Raw genomic sequence first — 22,107 nt, 5'->3', positions numbered from 1 at the left:
CCGACCCTTGTGGGCGCGGGCATACTGGCCTCAACAGGTTAACAAAAATGCAAGAAGGTTTTTCATTCACAACGGTTCGCCCAGTTTCACCACCAGCAAGCTATATCGGTGGCAAAAAACAACTAGAGCATGTGCTGCGATCGATGAATCGATTGTGAGGTGACGGCGCCGGTCGAAGCTGATTCAACATCCACAACGGAGAGGTGGATGATGGGACAAGCCCTGAGCGATGATCTGCGAATACGGGTATTGAAGGCATCTGCGTCGGGCATGTCGGCCCGACAGGCTGCAGCTCGTTTCGGCGTTGGAATTTCGACAGCGATCCGTTGGATCGCGAGAGCGAAAGAGGGCGAGTTAACACCTCGGCCGCAAGGCTGGCGACGACCATCGGTCGTGGATGCCCACGAGAAATTCGTTGTCGCGTTGATCGCCGATCGTAAGGATGTGACGCTCGATGAGATGGTTGAGCGCTTGTTCGCGGAGCGGCAGGTGAAGATCAGTCGCAGCGCACTTGGTGCCTGGCTGCGAGGCCGCGGGTGGACGTTTAAAAAAAGACCGCACACGCACTGGAGCAAGACCGACCGGATGTCCTGAAGCGCCGGCGTGCCTGGTTCGATGGTCAATTGGACCTCGATCCAAAGAAGCTGATCTTCATCGACGAAACCGGCCTTTCGACCAAGATGTCACGCCTGCGCGGGCGTGCATTGCGAGGTGAGCGTTGCCGCGCCGGCGTGCCGCACGGCCATTGGAAGACAACGACTTTCACCGGTGCTTTGCGCATCAGCGGAATGACCGCACCATTCGTCTACGATGGCGCGATGAACGGCAACGTCTTCCTTGCTTATGTCGAACAGGTGCTGGTGCCGACGCTGGAGATCGGCGACGTGGTCATTATGGATAATCTGCCCGCACACAAGACAGCCGGCGTACGCGATGCCATCGAGCGTGCCGGCGCCAAGCTCATGTTCCTTCCGCCCTATAGCCCAGACTTCAATCCGATCGAGAACGCATTCTCGAAGCTGAAAGCCATGCTGCGGGGTCGAGCCGAGCGGAAGATCGATGCCCTATGGGATGCGGTCGGCGCATTGATACCTCGCTTCACGGCGGCAGAATGCGCCAACTACTTCAAGGCCGCTGGATATGACCCAGATTGAACAGGATTTGCTCTAGCACAGCGGCTCGCCTCAGTTATTGAGCAAATTCCCCATACGCTTTATGCGGAACCATTTGTCGGGATGGGTGGCGTCTTCTTTCGCCGAAATCTGATTCCAAAGGCGGAAGCTATTAACGATATCACTGGTGATGTCGTCACTCTTTTTAGGATTCTCCAGCGCCACTACCTGCAATTTATGGAAACAATGAAGTTTCAGATTACATCCCGCAAGGAATTTGAGCGGCTGTCTTCGTCTGATCCAGATACCTTGACCGATCTGGAACGCGCAGCGCGGTTTCTTTATCTTCAGCGTCTGGCCTTCGGGGGTAAGGTCAAAGGTCGAAGCTTTGGTGTTGATACCACTGGCCCCGCCAGATTCAATATCAACCGTCTTGGTCCAATTCTCGAAGAAGTTCACGAACGGCTTTCCGGTGTTGTGATTGAGCGGCTTCCATGGGAGGCGTTCATTGATCGCTACGATAATGCCGGCACCTTGTTCTATCTCGATCCACCCTATCTCGGTTGCGAGACCGATTATGGAAAGAACGTCTTCTCGCGTTCCGATTTTATGCGGATCGCAGCAAAGCTTAGTTCAATCAAGGGCCGATTCGTCGTGTCATTGAATGATCGCGTTGAAGTGCGCGAGGTTTTCGCAGAGTTTCGGATTTGCGATGTCCCATTAACCTACACGATTGCTGGCGGGGACGGAAAACCAGTGTCAGAGGTGATAATCATGGATAACAAAGACCCAGAGGTTGTAAATTTACCATAAGTACGCATTCGGTTAGGGTGCCAGTCACGTATAGCAGGCAGGATGATTCCTTTGCTATATGCTAATTTTCTGCTTGCATCATAATTAGCATTATGCTATTTTCTGGTCATGAAACAGATTAGCTACTCCCGCGAAGCAACCAAGACATTGATCAAGATGCCAGCCAACACGGCAAAGCTGATCCGGTCAAAAATCGAACAGTATGCTGCCGAACCGGCAAGCCTTGCGAACAACGTCAAGTTTCTTAAGGGCGACGAAGGCTTGATGCGCCTGCGGGTGGGTGACTGGCGCGTGATCTTCTCGGAAGAGGGGCACGTTCTAGAGATTATCAGGATTGCGCCGCGTGGCGGGGCATACGAATAAAGGAGAACGGAAATGAACGTTCAGATCATCAAGACACCACAGGGGGACGAAATGGCCGTCCTTCCCAAAGCTGATTACGACAAGCTGCTCGAAGCTTTTGAAGATCGCGAAGACGTCGAAGCCGGTCGCAAGTTCCGTGCTAAACTGTCCGCTGGCGAAGAAGAATTGATCCCCGCCCAATACGTTAATCGTATGATCGACGGTGAAAACAAAATCAAGGTTTGGCGTGACTTTCGCTGCATGAGCGCCAAGGCGCTTGCCGATGCTGCTGGGATCAGTGCGCCTTACCTCTCGCAGATTGAAAGCGGTGCTCGCGAAGGCTCGCTTGATGCTTTGAAGAAACTTGCGGAAGTTCTCAATGTCACAATCGATGAGCTCATTTGAAGTGGGGCGTTAATGAATCAACCCGGTAGAGAGTCATCTTAGGGGCCATGCGTTCCACTAACAAAAAGGGCAGAGCTTTACGCCCTGCCCTTTCGCCAAACGACAACGGACTGGAGGTCACATCATCATCGTCTATCATCGTAGTCCTTCTACGATGATGGCTCTATTCAAATAGGATGCTGTGAGATTTTGTCAACCAAAAAACCCGGCAGCTGTTGCTGCCGGGTTTCCTGTAACCAATCCGTAAGGATTAGAACGAACGCTGGAAGCGAACCATACCCTGCCAAGCGTCCTGACCGTCGAGGACGGAGAGCTTGTCGTCCCACTTGGTGTAGGAAACTTCTGGAGTGATGGTGAAGCCTGGAACCAGTTCGTAAGCTACGTTTGCAGTAGCTGCGAAGGTCTTTGCGTCTTCGTAAGCGAGCTGAAGGTTGAAGGTAGCCTTTTCGGTTGCCTTGAACTTCGCGCCACCCCAAACAGCCCAATCGCCACCCCAGGTGCCGTAGAAGCTGTCGATTGCACGGACGCCGCGGAAGCGACCGTCTGCATCGGTGTAACCATAGTAGGTGTCGTCGTTCGACTTGTAGCCGCCCATTACCCAAACCGAGAACTGGTCAGTTACGTTTACGTCCAAACGAAGCTTACCGGCCCATTCTTCGTTAACTGCGTCGTATGCACCAACAGCTGCGATCGAACCCCAGCCCTGAGCATACTTCAGACCACCAACAACATGTGGTGTGTAGTCATCGATAACGCCGTTGTAGTCAACGTCAACGTCGTTGCCCTGTTCAACAGCGATTACAGCCGAGAAGCCGTTGCCGCCAGTGAAGGTGTAGCTGATTGCGTTGGTGCGGTAACCGCCAGCAAGGATTACGTCGTCATTCATGACGTCGCCAAGGTAACCAGGGAAGGTTACGAAGTTCGACTCATCAAGACCAACGCGAAGACCACCGAGCTGGATGTATGCGTAACGCAGATTGGAGGCGGACGATGCACCATTCTTCCAATCGGAACGAATTTCAGCAAAGGTCTTCAGAGTGCCGAGTTCAGTTTCCGATGCGGTTGAGAAGCGAAGCGTGAAGCGAGCGAGCCAATCGTAGGTATCACGATCCTTGCCACCTGCGTTGTACTCAAATCCACCGTCAGCAGTACGCGACAGACCGCCACCACGAGAATAAACATCGTCGCCGCCGGTAATGTCAGCGCGGACATAACCATGAACGCGCAGGCAGGTTTCGGTGCCTGGGATGTAGAAGTAGCCAGCGCCGTAAGCATCGCAAACGCGGACATATTCAACTGCTTCTGGTTCTGGTGCGACGATTGCGTCTGCAGCCTGAGCGCCGGTCGCTGCTACGAGAGCAGCCGCGGAGCCGAGAAGAAGGCTCTTAATGTTCATTTCTGACCTCCAAGATCAAAGCTTTTTCTCCGAGCCCTAACAGCGCTCGATTCAACGACTCATGAATAATCTGTAATGGTCACGACTCGCAACTGCGATAATCACTTTGAAAATTTTCACGAACTCGTGTGTTGCACAATTAACACAAAATCGCCTCAGTTCTCCACATTTCCCGCCAAATGCGCGCTAATTACTAACAGTTTGTAAACGGCAATTTTCTCAGTCCGCCTCAATTCGGTATGGATCAGACAATTTTTTTGTAAACTTTAAAGCTCATTGCTAACCTGACGGACACTTTAATCATGGGGGCTAGAATGAGTGCTGGGAATCTAACCATAAAGGATATGGTTGAACGTCACGCGAGCGGTCTCTGGGGCGAAGGTTCCCATCGGAAAGGTGCGATGGCTTTTCTTTACGAGATTTCCGAGATAATACCCGAACCGTTCAGCGAATTTAAAAAGGGAGACTTCGACCAAATTATCGAGGCACTTCAAAAGCGCAAGAATCGAAATTCCACTATCAATAGGAAAATCAACGCTCTTACTAAGTTGCTAAGATATGCGGTGACTACCGGCGAACTTCCAAACGTCCCAGTATATAAGAGATTAGACGAACATTCTAATCAGCTTCGTTTTCTGTCGTCTAAGGAAGAGCACCTAATTATCAATTCAATCGCCACACGATCCAAACCATACGCAGCGCTGACCAGTTTACTCGTTGAAACAGGAGTTACGCTTGGTGAGGCTATAGCGATACGTTGGGAAAGCATCCAACCACATAAGATCCGCATTGTTGAAAGCTCGATTGGATTGGGAAGAACGCTGCCTTTAACAAAAAAGGCAAAGAACGCGATTGAGGAAATGAAGACCGAGGCAAAAGGCCCGTTTTGTGGAATCGAACAACCCAAATATCGAGGTGTATGGAATGAAGTGAAATTGGAGGTCGGCTTAGAAGACAGCTCTATAGTACCGACGATTTTACGACATACGTGTGCAGCACGCCTCGCCAAACGTGGTATTGATTTACGTATCGTACAAAAATGGCTTGGAAACCGTAACTACAAGTCCATGATCCGTTATGAAACTCTCGTCTCTCCGGATAACTTCGCGTTATGTTTGGCCGCACTTGAAACCGCCGATTATAACGAATGATTCAAAATCTTGCGTGAATGTTCATTCCCCTTAATAACCGCATCCGTCTATGAAGTATCGCGCGGCTATGTACTAGAGGCATCCGGACTGCGGAACGCTGATCGCTATTGCCGCAGCTAACAAAAGTAGCAGCATCTTATTCCTCTGTAATTTTCCCCCCGCAGCCCTTTGCCTTTTTGGGTGCGGCTTGGGTGCAGGACTGCTTTTGTTCGTATCATGTTCTGCAAACGTCTGCTGGTGACCTACCTTGAAAAGCCGCAGGGTTCCGCTATTTTAAGATATTGTGATTGCGTTGACATCGTAGGGGTCACAAACTCCGACAATATCGGAACGCTCTATGAGGTTTGGGTCGCAGGGGAGGCTCCAATAATATCCTGAACGGTGACACCATCAAACTTCGAAGCCTTTTCCTCCGGTACAAACGATTGCATCCATTTCTCGGTCTCCTCGCCCGGGTCAAAAACCCATCCTTCACCTTTCCTACGCCAGTAACGCAAGCTTTCCATCTCATGGGAAAATATAAGTTCGGTGACTATGTCGAGTAATAAGACGGTCAAACGGCTCAAGGTAATTACGAAATCAAAACGTTCATCACCTTTTTGATAACGCTTCGGGCCATCTACGCTATCATGAAGAGATCCTATGTGTACAAAATCGTTGCTGAGACTTCCGTTCAATTTCCCAATGAAAGGCAGAGCCTTCTTTGCTAATCCAATAGTTTTAGTTGTTTCTAGCGTTCCTTTATGAAACTTATCGAGTGTTCCTCCCCCGTCCATTACAATGGCTAATACTGTAGAGATTGTTTCAATGATCCCCCTCGAAAGTGCTCCGTGCTCGCGCGGATAACCTCGTCGAGCTACCTCAAGGGCTGCAACGTATGTCTGAGCTGCACTGTTGAGTAACCTAGCACAGGTCGCTTCCGAGCCTTTATCATCAACGTTCGGTAGATGACGAACCAACATCGTTAGGGTTCGCGAAAAGACCTCGCTGCAATCATTAATATCGCCCCGACCAAGCTCGTCGAAGGACCCCGCGATATTGGGACCTTCACGGTAGATTTGATTAGTTAGTATGTCCTTCGTGAGGATCATGACCGTTTTGTTTTTCTCATCCACTAAGTAACCGGAAATGTTCCCCTTCTTGGCCAACCTCCGCAGGCGTCTCTTGTGCCGATTGTTCATCTTCATCCCCCCCAGTGCAGCTATTTAGCTCGATCGCAAGTGCGAAGAAAGCCGATCGGGCACCCCGGCTTACCCGAATATTCGCGTATGATTATAATGAAAACACAAAATATAGGCGGGCCGCAATCACCATTTCCTACTTTGCATTTATCGTGTAAGTCATTGATTCATTATGGTGTCTTTTTGTACCGTTTTGATATTCTTTGTAATCTTTTCAATACATTGACAGGGACTCTGACTCCGTTAGTCTTGGTTCGAATCCAGGTTCCCCAGCCAAAAATTTCTTCAAGAAAATCAATGCAACATGGATTTGCCAATAACACTTTTAAGAATTACACTTTTTTATCCTGCGCCAGCACAGCAAGAACCTGATTAAGTCGCTTATTCGTTTCCTTCAGACCTTCGCGAATTTGGTCTCGCATTTTTTCATGCCGTCGTGTAGCTGCCCAAATCATGATTTGATTTTACGCCAGATGCCCCATAGGGCAAGCCCGACAATCACAGCAGCGATAGCAACGCACACCAGCGCTACAAACTGATTGTCAGTCAGCGACACCTCAACAAGACGCTCAACTTTTGCCGGATCGTTCTGCAGGATGCGTTCGACTTATCCCTCGCAAATTGTGGCATCTCTTTTTTCCAAGGCCTTCCTTTCGGCATGAAAAACCGCCTCAAGGGCGGTTAGACGATGGGTTCAACAAAATTTGAAGCTGTTAAATCTGCAGTTTTGAGGTAATACCTCTCACGATAGATAGCAGCCTGGAAATATTCAAAAGATGGACTGGTTCATTATAGTCTTCGTTACGTTCAAAGTTCTCGTACTGGGCACAGGCATGTTCCTCGCGATCAAATGGCACTATGATCAAGGGAAGAAAGAGAAATAACGAAGCCAGCGGACCGTAAGCACCCGCCGAAGACACCTTTGACGCTTCAGATTAGTCGGTCGATATCCAGTGATGCCGCGATTGGGCAACGTTGGCAGGCGGGTCAGCGCGTCCTTGAGATAGGCATAAGGCCGGTTTATGATGAATGTCGACACGTGGCAATTCGGCAGGCAACCGTAGACGTGGTCTCGATGGTTGAGGTGCCGGTGCGTCACGCAATGCCTCCAGTTCCTCCTCGATGGCGGCAAGATCCTCATCCATTGTTTCCTCCAACAGACTCAACTGGACCACATTCAACTGTTCGCAACGCTTGTCATTCCCCCTGGCCGGAACTAACCCCAGTTAAACTGAGCAGCCGACTTCCTACATATGCATCATCGCCATACTCTAGGAGGCTGACCATCCGTTTTCTGCTCGCATGAGTCATTCACGATTGATCGAACGAACAGAAGGTTGTTGATTTCCAGCCAGAACTGATCCGGATCAGCGCATAATTTCCATTGAGAATTAAGCCATGTGATGCACTCGCTTCGACGCACGAAGGCCGCGATGATCTACAAAACGACGGGCAACCTGCTCGCAAACCAAGCTTTGCTTGGACATACCAAGATCGAGAATACGGTCTCTTAGAAAATGCAGGGACAAATGGCCGCTTTCTGGTGTGCATCTCTGGGAGCGGACAGGCTGCTAGCAGCCACATCCACACCGACAGCTGGAACCAGTAGCAGTTGCGGCTTTCGGGGAAACCGTCAGAAATCTAGGAAAGACAGAAATATATGAGAACCCGTTGTGTGAAATTGCTGAAAGTTGGTTTGCGCTTCACCGCTAACTCGTTGGTTCAAAAAGGCCAAAAGAACAGCCCGTTTGAGAAAAATTATTGTATTTCGATCAATTAAGAAGACCTCCTCCCCCATTTGTCTCTGCTCGAATCCAGGTTCCCAACAAAAAATTTCTTCACGAACATCAGCGCTTTACAAAATAAACCACTCTGCACATAGCAGTTTGACACCCAATTTCCTCCATGGTTAACCCTAGGAATTCATTGGAGTGCTGCAGTATACAATGGAATGCACCCTTAAATATCATCGCGCTTGCATTAGGTTCAATATTTCACAGCTAAATACAGGTCCCTGCACTTCAACCCTTGTTCACCATCTTGTTCTGAAGCCTATTGTTGCCTTGAGGGCATAACTGTCAGCGAAGTTATTGAGGTTGGTGTTGAGCGAGCCTTCGCCATAGAGTGCATATTTGTCGTCAGCCCAGGCATAGGTGCCGCCAGCGCCAATGCCACCCCAGGTCTTGTCATTGCTGGTGACAAACTTGGTCCCTGCAACCTTCACACTCATGTCGCCCATCAGTTCCTGATAGAGATTGACGATACCATAGAGGCTGGTACGTGTAAGCTGGCCATTGGCATCGCGCCAGGCATTGCGGTAGTCGGCCGAGATCCCGATGCGCCCTGTCAGGCTGTCGCCATCGTGTAAAGCCACCGCTGTATCGAATACATCGTTGAAGTCATCAAAATCGACTGACGACCACATGAGTTGTGCCTGGGGGGTCAGCGACCAGTTGTTGTTAAGATCAACGCGCTGGCCGGCTTCTGTACTTAATGCATAACCAAAGCCCTTGCGGCCATCGGCAAGGCTCTTGTTAGCGGTCTTGGAATTGAAGTCATTGTCGTACCAGTTGGCCTGCGCCTGTGTATCGACATAAAAGCCGTTATCTCCATACCAGGTCAACGTCGTACCGAGCCCCCAGCCCTGAGTGTCGACATCGCCCTCGCTTTGCGTGGAAGAGATATCCGAGCGGGCATTGCCATACTGGCCGATTATACCGCCAATCAGCTTGCCACTCTCACCCTCATAGAATTGGCCATCAACTCCGGCTTGCAGAAGATAGGTGTTTATGTCCTGTCTTATGTCTGAGCCATTGGGTTCAAGACGGTTATGCGCGCCTTCAATACGTCCCCATATGCCGCGTCGATCAACGGCTGCACCGGCCTCATCTGAAGAGACAAGTGGTGTGCCAACTGCATCGGCCCCCTGTTCGATCACCGGATTTGCAGCATCACTCCAATAGCGATTACCGACACGCTGCTGCAATGTTGGCAACTTGTTGAGCGCCTGCATAGCGGCAACCGCACCCTGATAGAGTGGCACGCCCGGATTGATGATCGGGCCTGTGCCGTCTTTCAATTCACTGCGCAGATACCAATCACCATCAGTGGGCGCGCTGGCGCCACCTTCGTGCAGAGAATAGGCATAGGCACCGGCCACAACGGCCTGCTGACCATCCTTGGTGGTGTAATCGCCTACCAGATTGAACGTGCCATTTGATTGACCGCCAACCTCGATGATCTTGATGCCCTCGCTGGTCTGCGCACCAAGCCCACCACGATTGATCACCTTCACCGCGCTGCTACCTGATGTGTCTCCGCCAACCTTCAGAATGTCGGTTTTTTGAACTGTCATCACCCAGCACAGTGTTGAGCACAAGCGTGCCGCCATTACCGGTGTAGTTACTCGCTACGGTCAGCACTGTTCCGCCAGTTCCGCCAAAATCAGTCAGGCCGCCATTGGAGAGAGAGATGTCATTGATGTAGCAAAGCCATTGAGTGCGAGGGTGCCGTCTGCACTGATGAAATAGGCGGAGGCTCCGCTGAAACCGCCTTTGGCACCCTGACGCAATGTACCGCCATTGAGATCAGTTGCACCGCTATAGTTGTTCAAGCCTGAAAATGTGAGCGTTCCGGAGCTATTTTTTGGTCAGTCCACCGGTTCCCGATAGTGTGCCGGAGAATGTGCTGTCAAAATCCTGATTGAGCGTCAGCGTACCAGAACCCAGCATGACAGCACCGCCGCCATCTTTGCCATCAAGCAAGCCGGCGACAGTTGTATTGAAGTTGTTGAGATCGGCGGTTGCACCCGCATTAACTGTAAGGCGCCCAGAGCCAAAGGCGTTGTCTATAATACCAGCCTGTGCCGTCCCCCTTCTCGACGTTCAAACCACCGGAGAAGGTGTTATTGCCCAAGAAGGTCGTCGTCCCTTCGCCCTGTTGCAAGACTTCGCCTTCACCACTGATGACACCTTCAAAACTGACTGAATCCGAGCGGTTGAAGGCTAGGGTGCCATAATCATAAGCTGTGCGCGCCAACATCACGTCGCCATCAATGCTACCCGATGCGCCACCATCGCCAAGCTGCAGGATGCCTTCATTCACAGTCGTCCCACCCGTATAGTGGTTCGCACCCGTCAGAACCAATGTTCCAAAGTCGGTCTTGTTCAAACCTTGAGCGCCCTGAAGCTCAGCGGAAATCGTGGCTGTCACATTCTTATCCACGCGGATGATTGGTATGGCGTTGCCCGTCAGTTTCAGCGCATCGCCCTCAAGTCGGTAGCCATCGGTAGAGAACTGCATGCCACTGGCAGACACTACACCGCTGCCATTGTCTACTGTTACCTTACCCGCAGAGCCTGTGAAGATAGCAAACTGGTCACTACTCCATGTGCCGCTGATTAGGCCATCGCTATCCGTCCAGTTCTGATTGATAGCATCCCAGGTGCCATCGCCACCATTGATCAGCCCATTGCCATGCTTGCTGGCATCGCCCCCATTCCAAAAGTTGAGCGAAACCCCGGCTGTATTGATCAGATTGACCTGATTGGCGACACTTGTCTGAATGCTCATATGAGACGTATTGCCACCTGGAACCGTGCCGAGGGTCAGCCCGTTATCCGTAAGCGCACCACCATAATCGAAGATGCGGTACAGTCCTGGGCCAAAACTGCCAATATCCGTGACATTCAGTGTGCCATCCAGCGTCAGATTGCCCTTGACATTAAACAGGCCAATGTCGGTTGGCACACCAAGCGAGACATTGACATTGTTCCCTGTAACTAACGTCAGATCATGCTCGAAAGTCAGCGTCTGCCCCTCTCGTCCGACGAGATTGGCTCCACCAGCATCAAGCACAGCATTGTCTTTGATCGTGCCATCACCGCCAAGGCTTGCACCAGTAGCCACTTCTACTGTGCCGCCAAGCGTGCCATGTACCAGAAGTGTGCCACTGCTCACCAATGTTTTACCCGTGAAAGCGGAACTGTCGCCATTCAACGAAAGCGCGCCCGAACCCATCTGGTTCAGCAGGCCTGTACCGCTTATCACACCATCAAAATCCAATGCATCTGAGTGGTTGAAGGCAAGCCTTCCATTCATATCAATCAAGGCATCGCCCTTGATGCTGCCGCTCACATGGCCATCACCCAGCCGCAACGTACCAGCCGAAACCGTCGTACCGCCGGTATAGGTACTGTTACCTGTCAGAGTAATCGTAGCACCAACACCAATCTGCGACACAGAGCCCGTGCCGGAGATGAGACCGTCAAAGGTAAAGCTGGAGCGATTGAAAGCCAACGTTCCGTTATTGATAACATCACCGACAATGCTGCCTGTCGTACCGGCATCCCCCAGACGCAATGTGCCTGACGAAATAGTCGTGCCACCAGTATAAGTGTTGTCAGCAGTCAGCGAGACTACACTATCCGCTGCACCCTTTTGCTCAACACTACCGGTGCCGGATATTAAGCCAGCGAAAACCAGACTTGGACGATTGAATGCAAGCGTGCCTTTTGTATTGTCATCAGTTCCTGTGATAACATCACCAGATACACTACCGTTTGTTCCGCCGTCACCGATCTGCAGCACACCATTTTTGATCGTCCAGCTCTCAGAGTCTCCGGTCAACGTCCAGGTGCTGGTGCCATCCTTCACATTTGTCTGAAACCCTCGATATTGAGCAGTGCCCGTGGTGACGGTCGTCACAGTGCCGGAGAAAGTATCATTATCATCGCCGCCAAGGGTGAACGTATTACCGGTTCCCTGGGCAACAGCGTCGCCAACAATAACCGAACCGGAATGCAGTTCAAGAGTACTATTGCCGCCCATAAAACTGATCGCCAATGTGCGAATACCGCCATCACCGGACTGTCCCCCGCTTATTGTCCCAGCATTGATAACTTTACCGTCGCCGCCCGAAAGCAGAATACCATAACCACCCGCCGCTGATGCGCTGGCAGATCCATCGGATTTCAAACCGCCGTTTCCACCATTCCCGCCTGTAATCGTACCTGCATTGGTAACAGCGCCACCCTGGCTCGCCGTTATCCATTCCCCCCAACCCCTCCGAAGCCCGGTGGAGGGCTGCCAGCGTCCGCACTTGATTGCTTGCCACCATTGCCACCATTTCCACCCCGAATCGTACCATTTGTGTTTGTGACTGTGCTGCTATCCCCAAGCTGCATAGCATCAGCACCACTTCCGCCGTCTGCGCTGTTGCCGGCCGTACCATGATTGGCATATCTCGTGGTGCTCCCGGGATCCCCGCCGATGCCACCGTCTTTACCGTCGCCACCAGTAATCGTGCCGCCCGTATTTGTCACGGAATTGTTAGTACCAGATAGCTGCACTGCAATTCCACCCTTGCCGCCCGCACCGCCATTACCGGACCGCTTAAGGTTGGTTGCCTGAGTCGTACCTGCACCACCACCATCAGCACCTGAAGCACCATTTCCTCCAAGTAGATGTCCAGTATTGGATATGATTGCAGTTGCCGAAAAGCTAATTGCTGCTCCACCGTCCCCACCATTGCCACCATCTCCACCGGAACCTGCGGAGCTCATACCGCTGCCGCCGTTACTGCCCTTACCTCCATGACCACCATCGCCACCACTGACAGTTCCGTCGTTGGTTAACGTACCAGCACCCAGAACACTGATTGCGCGCGCGCCAGCTCCTCCATTTCCTCCGTTGGCACCATTTCCTCCATTGCTGGCAATACCGGCCGTTTGGCCGTTAGCGGTACCCCCATCTCCAGCTGCCCCTCCTACACCGCCACTGCCCGCAGTAATTAATCCTGCACTCTCATTGCTAATCGTTACACCATCGCCAAATATTGCCGCCGTGCCGCCCACACCGCCATTGCCACCTGCTCCTCCATCCCGCGTGAATACCGCTAAAGGTTGGTTTGCATCTAGCCCGCTTGCGCCGTCGCCACCATTTCCGCCACTGCCTCCCTGAACTGTGCCGGAATTTTTGGCAGTTGTAGCACTCCCATAATAGACACCTGTACCACCATCACCACCGCCACCGGCAGCACTACCGCTTGTATCCGCTGAAGCCCCGGCAGTGAAACCACGTCCTCCGTTACCACCGCCGCCACCGCTAATAGTCGTTTTGCTTTCGAATACAGTATCGGTGGAAAAGACACCTGTTCCGCCGCCGCCGCCACCGCCACCACCGCCTGCGCTCTGGTTTTGAGCCAACGTTCCATCTGCGCCGTCACCACCATCTGTGCCCGAAACAGCTGTAGTGGAACTTGGATCAACAGTTGAGGCACCCAAGCCACCGGCAGTGCCACCTGTTCCCGCGCCGTTCGGCGTTCCGGCTCCAGCACCCCCGTCACCGCCATCACCTCCGGCACCCCCGACGCCGTCAGCCCCTGCCGTCCCGGCGACTCCATTTGTTCCGTTGGATGATGTTCCACCAGCACCACCACTACTCTCCGTGTTGGCGGCTAAACCGCTCCCACTCTGGCTGAGAGCAGGCACGTTTGCTGCCAGAACAAAAATGCTGGCTACACTCCATACGGCAAGAGCCGCAACTGGACGCGCACTCCTGATGAGGGCGCCGGGTGAGACCGAACGGGTTAAATCAGCGGCTCTACTAACGAGAGTGCGAGGAAGCGCAACAGATAATTTTTTCATATCGGACAATCCGAGTCCTTTTAAAAGAATATACTTATAATCAATAAATTTATTATTACATACTATGTATTAATATACATTTCAAGCAATACATCTCACACTAATTATTATTAGTATTTTGTAATTTTATAATAATTATCCATATATAATATATTACTTTAAAAAGTATTATTAAATTAACTATTGCTATCAAATAACACTTATAATTATTACGCTGCTATATCTGATTTTTATCTTAAATTCGGACTCTTTTTAAGAAAATACTAAAATTTCCTAAACTACATCCAACATTTGCTACATATCTGGCGGCCAAACAGCTTCGCTGACATATAATGGCGACACACACGAAAACACTCCCCAATAAAACGAAGCTACGGCTGCATAGCAAACATGTTGCAACCATCTTAGACAACTACCCATGTCGACAAGTCTATGCGATACGGCTATTTCAGGTCATTATCGGAGGCTGCTGCTGTATCAGAACCGAAGATTCCAACGACTTATGAGTCCGCTCGATTGCTGGACCTGATGGGCAACTACAGCGCAAACCGTCCATGAAGTGGACGATACTTAGAGACGCGATCGCACAAGAATTTGCCTGATACTTTCTTAAACATCGCATCTTGTGGAAACACCACAGACGACTTGATAATATAATTACCGACCTACGAAACAGCTTCGCTCACATACCTGATATCTACGGGGGTTGCTTCACACTTGTCACATCGAAGTACTAAAAAATTAAATAGAAAAATGGAATTTCAATTTAAAATTATAATCAGAATATATTACACTATTGCGTATATTATAAATAATATTGAACGAAGAAAGGTAATACTGCTCCTAATTAATTTAAAATTTTATGAATGGCATATTTTTATTCTGTTCTTTAAAATAAAAAGCGGCTGTGGTAACTGTCGGTTCTCAAGTTAAGAGTGTCGACGAGCGATAATGAATCAGATCTCTTTTTCAACTGACATGATTGAAGACGAACTTCGCAACGATTTCTGGCGTGAAGTCCTGAAACCAATGTATGAAATCACGTTGGACAAGGAGATGCGGAATTACCAACTTTTCGGCTCCGCAAAGGGACGCGCAATTGGCGCATCTCTTCAAATAGGTTCAACATCTTTCAATACTCAAAACTATTTACGCACACCAAAGATCATCGCCCATGGCGGTCTGGATCACTATATTCTGCAATTAATCACCGCTGGTGATTTGCGCGGCAATTTTAACGGTGTCGACTTATGCGCAAAGCCTGGCGATATCGTCATTATTGATTTCACACAAACTGTTGAAAGCACTGCATATGACGGCAGCCGAATAACAGTTATGCTGGCCCGCGACGAGTTGGAAAAAGTAATTGGCTGGCGTAATCTGCACGGTGTTGTTCTGCGCGCGCACGAACCAACAACACGGCTGCTGTTTGCTTATTTGAGAGGCCTGAATGACGTGGCAGGCGAGCTGGACGCTACAGAGGTCTATTCGGCACAAGAAGCAATGTTATCTCTGCTGGGCGCCAGCGTTACGGCAGGTGCACCGGAAAACCTCGCCGTTAATCTCACAATGCGTAAGTGCATACTCACTTACATCAATGAGAACCTTACCAGCCCACTACTTAGTCCGCAGACTATCATGCATCATTTTCGTGTCTCCCGGTCGCACCTTTATCGAGCGTTCGAGCCGGATGGCGGCGTAGCCAAAGTCATTCGCGACAAGAGACTGGACAACGCATATAGGATGTTAATTAAACAAAGAGGCCAACCCGTTTCCTTGAAGGACATTGCTTATCGCTATGGGTTTCACGATAGCGTGCAATTTACCAAAGCGTTCAAAGTCCGGTTTGGCTTATCTCCTAAAGATGCAGGTAAGTTCGGGGCACCTCTCTTAACGGCCGAACCGTACAGTTTCTCTTACGCCCGTCATTTATCGGAACAAGCGACTAAAGCAGGGATAGCTGCCAACCAACGGTGATAGTTTGCTGAAAATGGAGACTGATCGGCATAGTCAGCACCGACAATGAGCCGACGGCACGATATGTTGTGAAGTGCGCCCGCCCGGCAATTTCACCACCTTCTAATTCGCCATGAAATGGCTCTGGAAAAGCAGGTTCGAAAAGGTCGGAAGATTCAGGTTGGAAGTAATTAAACGATCAAATCATACCAGTGGCTTCGAACTCCTCCCCCGCAGATGGGTTGTTGAGCGCACATTTGCATGACTGGGGCAACGCTACAGATTGGCCAGAAAGGCCCGCAAAACCGCCGCTTCCGCTGAAGCATTGGCCGACATTGCAAACACCCCGTTGCGCTCCCACAGGGTCGTTGGAGCCTGATATCGTTATATTCATTTTGGTTCAGGCTCTAACGGTTCGAGGCACAGAACAACGTCTGAATGAGAGTAGAAACTAGAGAGCGGTTCGAACTGATCGAACTGCTCTCCAAATATAATTCCCACCACGTACAATATAAATCATAAACAGTGTCGCGAATAAGAAATGCCATATCAATAAGGCACTCCAATTTTTGTGATACATTTATTTGTTAAGCTGGTCCAGTCGCGCATTCAACGATTCTATTGCCTTTACGAGTGCACTCAACTGACTACCATTAACTGCATCCGTTGAGCTTTCGTCTACTCTTCCTGCAGCAAGATTGGTTATTGTTCTGAAAATAGCGTTGCCATTACTATTTCCGATGCTGAGAGTGGCTTTCGCGACGGATCCTGCGAACATATAGGATTTGCTATTGATCGTCATGCCGGTAGTAGAAACGGCTGGTGCTGTCAGGCTCAATGAACCCAACGCAGCGCTAAAATCATCCGAGGCCTTACTGTTCTGGCCAATCGCGATGCTACTCACGGCGGAAGCATAGCTATCCTGCCCCATAGCGACGCTATTGTCACCCGAAGCAGTACTACTGTGCCCCATCGCTGTACTGAAATGACCTGAAGCCGAGCTGGCATTGCCCGTTGCAGCACTAAGGTCGCCCGAAGCAACGCTTCCCTGGCCTATGGCGATCCCGTCCTCACCTGAGGCTTCACTGCCTTGTCCAATCGCAACCGTGAAATCACCTGAAGCTACACTGTAGTAGCCCATTCCAGTACTGTAGGCTCCCCCAGCCCAACATACCGCGCCATAAGCGGCACTGTAGGCCCCAGCTGCGTTTGCTGCGTGTCCAACTGCCGTGCCGTTAATACCAGTAGCACGCGCACTAAACCCTACAGACGTACAATAGTCATTATGGGCACTGCTAGTGTAACCGAGCGCGGTACTGGCTAGGCCTGTCGCTTCACCAAAGGAACCGATCGCAGTACTATCCAGACCTGAGGCTTTACTACTTGCACCATAAGCCGTGCTGTTGCGATTAGACGCTGCACTACCGAAACCGACGGTGGTGCTGTTCGGGCCAGAAGCGGCACCACCCTGACCAATCGCTGTTCCATTGTCGCCTGAGGCAGAACTGGCCTGTCCTATCGCCGTACTGTTCGTTCCAGACGCTACACTGCCCTGGCCTTCCGCAATGCTGAAATCACCAGAAGCAACACTATTTTGGCCGGTTGCTACACTGTAATTCCCCGAGACCATGCTGCTTTGCCCGGTTGCAGTGCCATTTGCACCCTGTACTTTGCTCGCATGGCCAGTGGCTGTGCTATATTCTCGTGCGGCACTGCTCAACTGCCCGGTTGCAGTGCTATTAATACCATAAGCGATACTCCCACTTCCTGTAGCTGTGGTAGAATCGGCTAAAGCCTTAGAGCTGAAACCCGTCGCGGTACTGTTTTGCGCAGAGGCTTCACTGCCGCACCCAACCGCAGTGCTACTTATATCGCTCGCCGTACTATTTGACCCAACAGCCGTACCAAATTGGCCAGATGCACTGCTCTGTGCACCTACAGCGGTGCTATGCATAGCAGATGCCGCGCTTGCACTGCCCACAGCGGTACCATCAGCATCCGACGATGTACTCCCCGAACCATAAGCCGTACCACCAATAACCAGGGCCTTGCTATTCGCTCCAAAAGCCGAAGTGTTTGGCGCAGAGGCAACAGCGCCAGCGCCATAAGCGGTACTGTTATCGCTTGATGCTTCACTTTTATGATTGACTGCAGTGGCGGAGCCCCCTGAGGCAACTTTGGGATCTATGTTCGAATTTGAAGTGTCTCTCGTCATGATGAAGTATACCTTTATATAAAAATGGATGCAGTTTGATTTTGATACTATTGATGTGAGGAATGCGTCAGTCCCATTGTTCAACATCTAAGGAATACAGCCAGATACAACTGGCGGTGAATAAAACCCGTAGTGGTCGTGAATTAGGGACTAAAGATTGCAGTGCGACTACCGACAGATATACAACCCTGCAAATCGCGTGCCATTTCTTCGTGATGATGCGCCACAGACCGTTGGATAGTTTGGTGACGCAATTAACTGCGGACCTCAAATGGAGCCGCAAATGAATAATAATTGGCGATGATAAAGCAATCCAACCAGGTTAGACATGACTTATCATCGCCGCATGCTGCCGGCCTCAGATAGAACGGAATACCCCGCTCGCCACCCAATAAATGGGAGTGAAAATAATGTATCTATGACTAAATTATTATTTTTCTACTATCAAGAGGCCAAAAATTGGCATCGCCTTAACCTACGGTATTAATATTACCCTTAAGCCAATTTACCGGGCGACCCCAAATCTTTGGGTCAGTAACGTGCTCATACATTACCACATAGTCAAGATCATATCGGCCGGGAGTATTCGCAATATTCGATCCATAGCCCTCTAGTAGATAGGCTGGAATCTGTGCACTTACGGTCGGAGGACATCCTGATCCAACTACGCACTTCTCCAAATCAAATACATCAACTTTCTGAACAATAGATCCAGCATAAAATCCATTTATATACATAGTGAAATTTACAGTATCACCAGCATTATAAGTGTAGACATTTTTAGATTCTAATTTCCGGTCAAGGTTTACGTAAAGGTTTGCGCTGTTACTCGTCGTTATCGAAGTCTGCCCCTGGTTCAAATACGGGCGCGACGTCAGATTACGAGGCAAGTTTATCGGATCAACCTTAGGATGATTATACGGTATGCCTGCGGCCGCAAATTTTAAGGTAGGAGAAGAAACAACGTTTGCTCCCTTATCATTCTCGAGAAAATACGCGATCTGATTATCGCTGACCGTCTGCAGGTAAGCTGAGGGCACATTCATCCCGGTAGCTTCCAGCGCATCTGTATAAGGCATTTTTCTGAAATATTGACCATTCACAATTGCAACACAACTGTACGCATTCGTCGCTCCGACGAGATTATCGTACTGTGTTATTGAAACATAGAAATAAGGATCAACATCTGATATTTCTAATATTTGCTGTTCGTTCAGGTCAACCGATGGAGATGGAACATCCACTTGAGCATGTGTATAATCGCCAAAAAATATAACATACTCTGATGAAATAGAGCTGGAATTCTGAGCCACGTAAGCCTGTACGTTCTGATAACCGTTATTGGTAGATGAGAAGTATAAGACTACATTGCCATTTGCGTCCGTCGTCACCGGATAGTCACCTTCAGCAGCAGGTGTGGCATAAGACCCATCCACATTATATATGGTTACATCGGCTGAAGGAGGATTAATTTGAACAATCACATCTTTATTGGCTACACACTTGCCATCCGATATAAGCGTGACCGATAACGTCATCTTTATTTTGTTTGCGAGCGCGTACTTGTTGTTTTGACTCGTTGCCGTAGACGGTCTATCAAATGATATAATTACATTGTAAAGATAATCTGGTATTTGATCGTTATTTTCAGAAGATACGTATTCAGACATAGTATATTTCCTTTATGTTAATATATATTATTTATTATATTCTGTATTTTAATTATAATTCGTATATTTATCGACTATACTGTCACTAAGTTTCCTTTTAGCCAGCTTTTGGGGCGATTCCAAACTGTGCCGTTCTTGCTATTTCCACGTTTTACGACATAATCTAAATCATATCGCCCCGGCGTACTCAACGAATTTAATCCATACCCTGGCAGAATATTAGTTGAGATTACTGAACTTATACTTGAAGGAAGAGGCTCCTTCACTTCAACAGCGGGCAGATCAAAAACATCGACTTTTTTAGTATCTGAACCAGGAAAATATCCATTGATATACATAGTAAATATAATGGTATCACCAACTTCAAACGTGTGATTTCCGTCCGACTCCTCTTTGTTCGGTAGATAAACCGTAAGATCTTGAACATTGTCTGGGGTGATAGAGGTCTGCCCCTCATTTAGGTAAGGCCGTGACGTTAGTATGCGGTTCTGGTTCGCATCATTTGACGGATGCGTATAGGGAAGCCCCTTAGCCTTGAACGTTACTTTTGGCGAAGTTTGACTCCCTCCTCCCACGTTGTTTTCAATGAAGTAGGCAATTTCATTGTCTTGTTCAGTACTAAGATATGCAGATGGTATCTGCATGCCTGAATCCCTCAGCGCATCGGAATAACTTTGTTTCGTGAAGTTGACTGTATTGGTTATTGCGACACAACTCAGGCCGGCCGAAATAGCGGGAGGGTCTTGCTGGGGTATTTTGACACGAAAATAGGGCGAATCCACCGGTATATTCAATGAATTATCATCGTCCAGATCAACGACTGGAGGTGGTATATGAGTTGGCGTTCTCGCATAATCACCAAAGAATACTATATATTCTGTCGGCGATGATGTACCATCTCTTTCAACTATTAACTGTATAAACTCGTATATATTGTCAGTGCTGGCAAAATATACGACTACTTTACCATCAGAACCTGTCTTTAATCGGTATCGACCTTCCTCGTAGCTTCGGATAAACAATCCTTTTTCATCGTAGATCGTGAAAACATCCGCAGGTGGATTGACCTGAAGAATAATATCAAGGTTGGGTGCGGGACTTCCACCGTCGACATATGACGAAGATATAGTTGCCCTTACTTTATTCGCGGTGGCATATCTCAGTGGAGAGGGGCTCAGCGCAGCGCTGTTACTTGATAGTGATAATGATAAATTATAGACATAGGATATATTATATATTAACTGTTCCGGACTATCTGTCTCCGACATATTTTAATTCCTCTACAATATGCAGCGGATCTCATATTAGCGTGTGCATATTTTTCATCTAGCTGGAACATATGCCGGGCTGCTTCTGATGCAGCTGTTTGCGAGACGCGATATACCTTCCAGGATATCGCATTTAGAGCAATCATGCTTGTGCGCGGCAATCTGACTTTTAAATAATTGACGCATTTCCTGTCTGCGATGAACCGCTGGAAATGCTCTATCTATTTGTTGAGACGCATGTCTCCATCCCAAAAAATCATTTCGCACTTTTCAGGGCGCGCGGTTGGGCTTCTGGAATAAACGCCAGGACCACAATTCTGGGGGACGTGCAAAAGACGAGCTCCGCCCGTCTGCCCGTCGTTGTTGTTGCGTATCGTTTTGTCAGATTAACACTGATATTGTCGTAGTTCAAAATCACCCGATCAAGCGGATAGACAGCTTTATAGACGGCCTCCTTCGCACAAAACAGGACGCGATCAGAAATGCCTGAGGTATGTTCATTTCCTATCTTGTCGGTAGGAATCCTTACAAGAGATTGAATATCTGCAGGAAGAGGGATTGCCGGTTCGACATCAATGCCCAGCCCCTGGAAATCCACCGCGCTTACCACAGCAGCAACAGCAACATCGTCATCATGGGCGAGCGAACCGACGATACCCTCGGGCCAAATGGGCTCTCCAGTTGGCGCACGCAAAACCGGAAATTCATCTATGCCCCGTTCCCCAAGCAACCCGCGCGCAATGTAGCGAACCGCGCCGCTTGCTTTGAGCCGCTTGAGGTAGCTGGTCTGAATTGATTGCCTTTCTTCCGCAAGAAGGAGGGCTTCGTCTCCGCTTTGAATAGTGCGACAGCCGACCGAAACTCCGCGTGGTGCGACAGCCGCCAAAGCTTCCGTTAATGCTTGATCCGCATGGGCTAAATCCCAACCATCGACAGCAGAGCACGACATAGG

General features: G+C 49.6%; 15 protein-coding genes and 3 pseudogenes. 8 read left to right on the top strand and 10 right to left on the bottom strand.

Going from position 1 to position 22,107, the window contains the following annotated elements; translation table 11 throughout:
* The first annotated feature begins 210 nt into the window (after positions 1-210).
* The 4 genes from C9380_RS19065 (at position 211) to C9380_RS19050 (ending at position 2,672) form a co-directional block, all read left to right on the top strand.
* Positions 211-1,154 (top strand): IS630 family transposase gene (locus C9380_RS19065; protein ID WP_210249762.1). Its coding sequence is split into 2 segments (ribosomal slippage): positions 211-547 and positions 547-1,154, totalling 945 coding nucleotides; the frame shifts between segments, so codons are not numbered across the junction.
* A gap of 36 nt (positions 1,155-1,190) precedes the next feature.
* The gene (locus C9380_RS19060) at positions 1,191-1,925 is read left to right on the top strand and encodes a DNA adenine methylase (RefSeq protein WP_282183927.1); all 735 of its coding nucleotides are present in this window, start codon (positions 1,191-1,193) and stop codon (positions 1,923-1,925) included.
* Positions 1,926-2,033: 108 nt separating this feature from the next.
* Complete coding sequence (locus C9380_RS19055; RefSeq protein ID WP_128094289.1) at positions 2,034-2,288, top strand: type II toxin-antitoxin system RelE family toxin; 255 nt, start codon at positions 2,034-2,036, stop codon at positions 2,286-2,288.
* A gap of 12 nt (positions 2,289-2,300) precedes the next feature.
* On the top strand, positions 2,301-2,672 hold the full coding sequence (locus tag C9380_RS19050; RefSeq protein ID WP_128094288.1) for a helix-turn-helix domain-containing protein: 372 nt from the start codon (positions 2,301-2,303) through the stop codon (positions 2,670-2,672).
* A gap of 250 nt (positions 2,673-2,922) precedes the next feature.
* Here C9380_RS19050 and C9380_RS19045 read toward each other — a convergent pair whose 3' ends face one another.
* Positions 2,923-4,068: a porin gene (locus tag C9380_RS19045; protein ID WP_128094287.1), complete on the bottom strand. Its 1,146-nt coding sequence runs from the start codon at positions 4,066-4,068 to the stop codon at positions 2,923-2,925.
* 314 nt (positions 4,069-4,382) lie between these two features.
* On the opposite strand from C9380_RS19045, the gene C9380_RS19040 reads away from it, so the two are divergent.
* Positions 4,383-5,219 (top strand): tyrosine-type recombinase/integrase, encoded by an 837-nt coding sequence (locus C9380_RS19040; protein WP_128094286.1) that lies wholly within the window; start codon positions 4,383-4,385, stop codon positions 5,217-5,219.
* Positions 5,220-5,554: 335 nt separating this feature from the next.
* On the opposite strand, the gene C9380_RS19035 is transcribed toward C9380_RS19040, so the two are convergent.
* Both C9380_RS19035 and C9380_RS27095 read right to left on the bottom strand, forming a co-directional pair.
* Positions 5,555-6,400 carry a hypothetical protein gene (locus tag C9380_RS19035; RefSeq protein WP_128094285.1) on the bottom strand — a complete coding sequence of 282 codons (846 nt, stop codon included), beginning with the start codon at positions 6,398-6,400 and terminating at the stop codon, positions 5,555-5,557.
* A gap of 935 nt (positions 6,401-7,335) precedes the next feature.
* Complete coding sequence (locus C9380_RS27095) at positions 7,336-7,575, bottom strand: hypothetical protein (protein ID WP_353954643.1); 240 nt, start codon at positions 7,573-7,575, stop codon at positions 7,336-7,338.
* A 231-nt stretch (positions 7,576-7,806) separates the two neighbouring features.
* Here C9380_RS27095 and C9380_RS27570 point away from each other — a divergent pair.
* Positions 7,807-7,914: pseudogene (locus C9380_RS27570) on the top strand (integrase); the annotation flags it as partial.
* Positions 7,915-8,432: 518 nt separating this feature from the next.
* Here the strand turns inward: C9380_RS27570 and C9380_RS28880 are convergent.
* The 3 genes and pseudogenes from C9380_RS28880 to C9380_RS19010 form a co-directional block, all read right to left on the bottom strand.
* Positions 8,433-10,708 (bottom strand): annotated as a pseudogene (locus C9380_RS28880) (autotransporter family protein); the annotation flags it as partial.
* A 639-nt stretch (positions 10,709-11,347) separates the two neighbouring features.
* Positions 11,348-12,229, bottom strand: a pseudogene (locus C9380_RS28875) (autotransporter-associated beta strand repeat-containing protein); the annotation flags it as partial.
* Between the two features lie 215 nt (positions 12,230-12,444).
* Positions 12,445-14,046, bottom strand: a complete 1,602-nt coding sequence (locus C9380_RS19010) for a hypothetical protein (RefSeq protein WP_128094283.1) — start codon at positions 14,044-14,046, stop codon at positions 12,445-12,447.
* Between the two features lie 948 nt (positions 14,047-14,994).
* Here C9380_RS19010 and C9380_RS19005 point away from each other — a divergent pair.
* Entirely contained in the window at positions 14,995-16,023 is a 1,029-nt protein-coding gene (locus C9380_RS19005; RefSeq protein WP_374844448.1) for a helix-turn-helix domain-containing protein, read from the top strand.
* Positions 16,024-16,135: 112 nt separating this feature from the next.
* Positions 16,136-16,267 carry a transposase gene (locus C9380_RS28545; RefSeq protein WP_342749934.1) on the top strand — a complete coding sequence of 44 codons (132 nt, stop codon included), beginning with the start codon at positions 16,136-16,138 and terminating at the stop codon, positions 16,265-16,267.
* A gap of 315 nt (positions 16,268-16,582) precedes the next feature.
* Here the strand turns inward: C9380_RS28545 and C9380_RS19000 are convergent, their stop codons facing one another.
* From C9380_RS19000 to C9380_RS18985, 4 genes are all read right to left on the bottom strand, one after another.
* Positions 16,583-17,956 carry a hypothetical protein gene (locus C9380_RS19000; protein ID WP_353954650.1) on the bottom strand — a complete coding sequence of 458 codons (1,374 nt, stop codon included), beginning with the start codon at positions 17,954-17,956 and terminating at the stop codon, positions 16,583-16,585.
* A 731-nt stretch (positions 17,957-18,687) separates the two neighbouring features.
* Complete coding sequence (locus C9380_RS18995; RefSeq protein WP_128094280.1) at positions 18,688-19,887, bottom strand: hypothetical protein; 1,200 nt, start codon at positions 19,885-19,887, stop codon at positions 18,688-18,690.
* A gap of 74 nt (positions 19,888-19,961) precedes the next feature.
* Positions 19,962-21,155 carry a hypothetical protein gene (locus C9380_RS18990; protein ID WP_128094279.1) on the bottom strand — a complete coding sequence of 398 codons (1,194 nt, stop codon included), beginning with the start codon at positions 21,153-21,155 and terminating at the stop codon, positions 19,962-19,964.
* A 256-nt stretch (positions 21,156-21,411) separates the two neighbouring features.
* The gene (locus C9380_RS18985) at positions 21,412-22,104 is read right to left on the bottom strand and encodes a 4'-phosphopantetheinyl transferase superfamily protein (RefSeq protein WP_100557705.1); all 693 of its coding nucleotides are present in this window, start codon (positions 22,102-22,104) and stop codon (positions 21,412-21,414) included.
* Positions 22,105-22,107: the final 3 nt, after the last annotated feature.

The sequence above is a fragment of the Brucella pituitosa genome, assembly GCF_003049685.1.
Classification (GTDB): domain Bacteria; phylum Pseudomonadota; class Alphaproteobacteria; order Rhizobiales; family Rhizobiaceae; genus Brucella; species Brucella pituitosa.
Note: the sequence above shows the minus strand (reverse complement) of the source record. Positions and strands in the feature narration are given on the sequence as shown.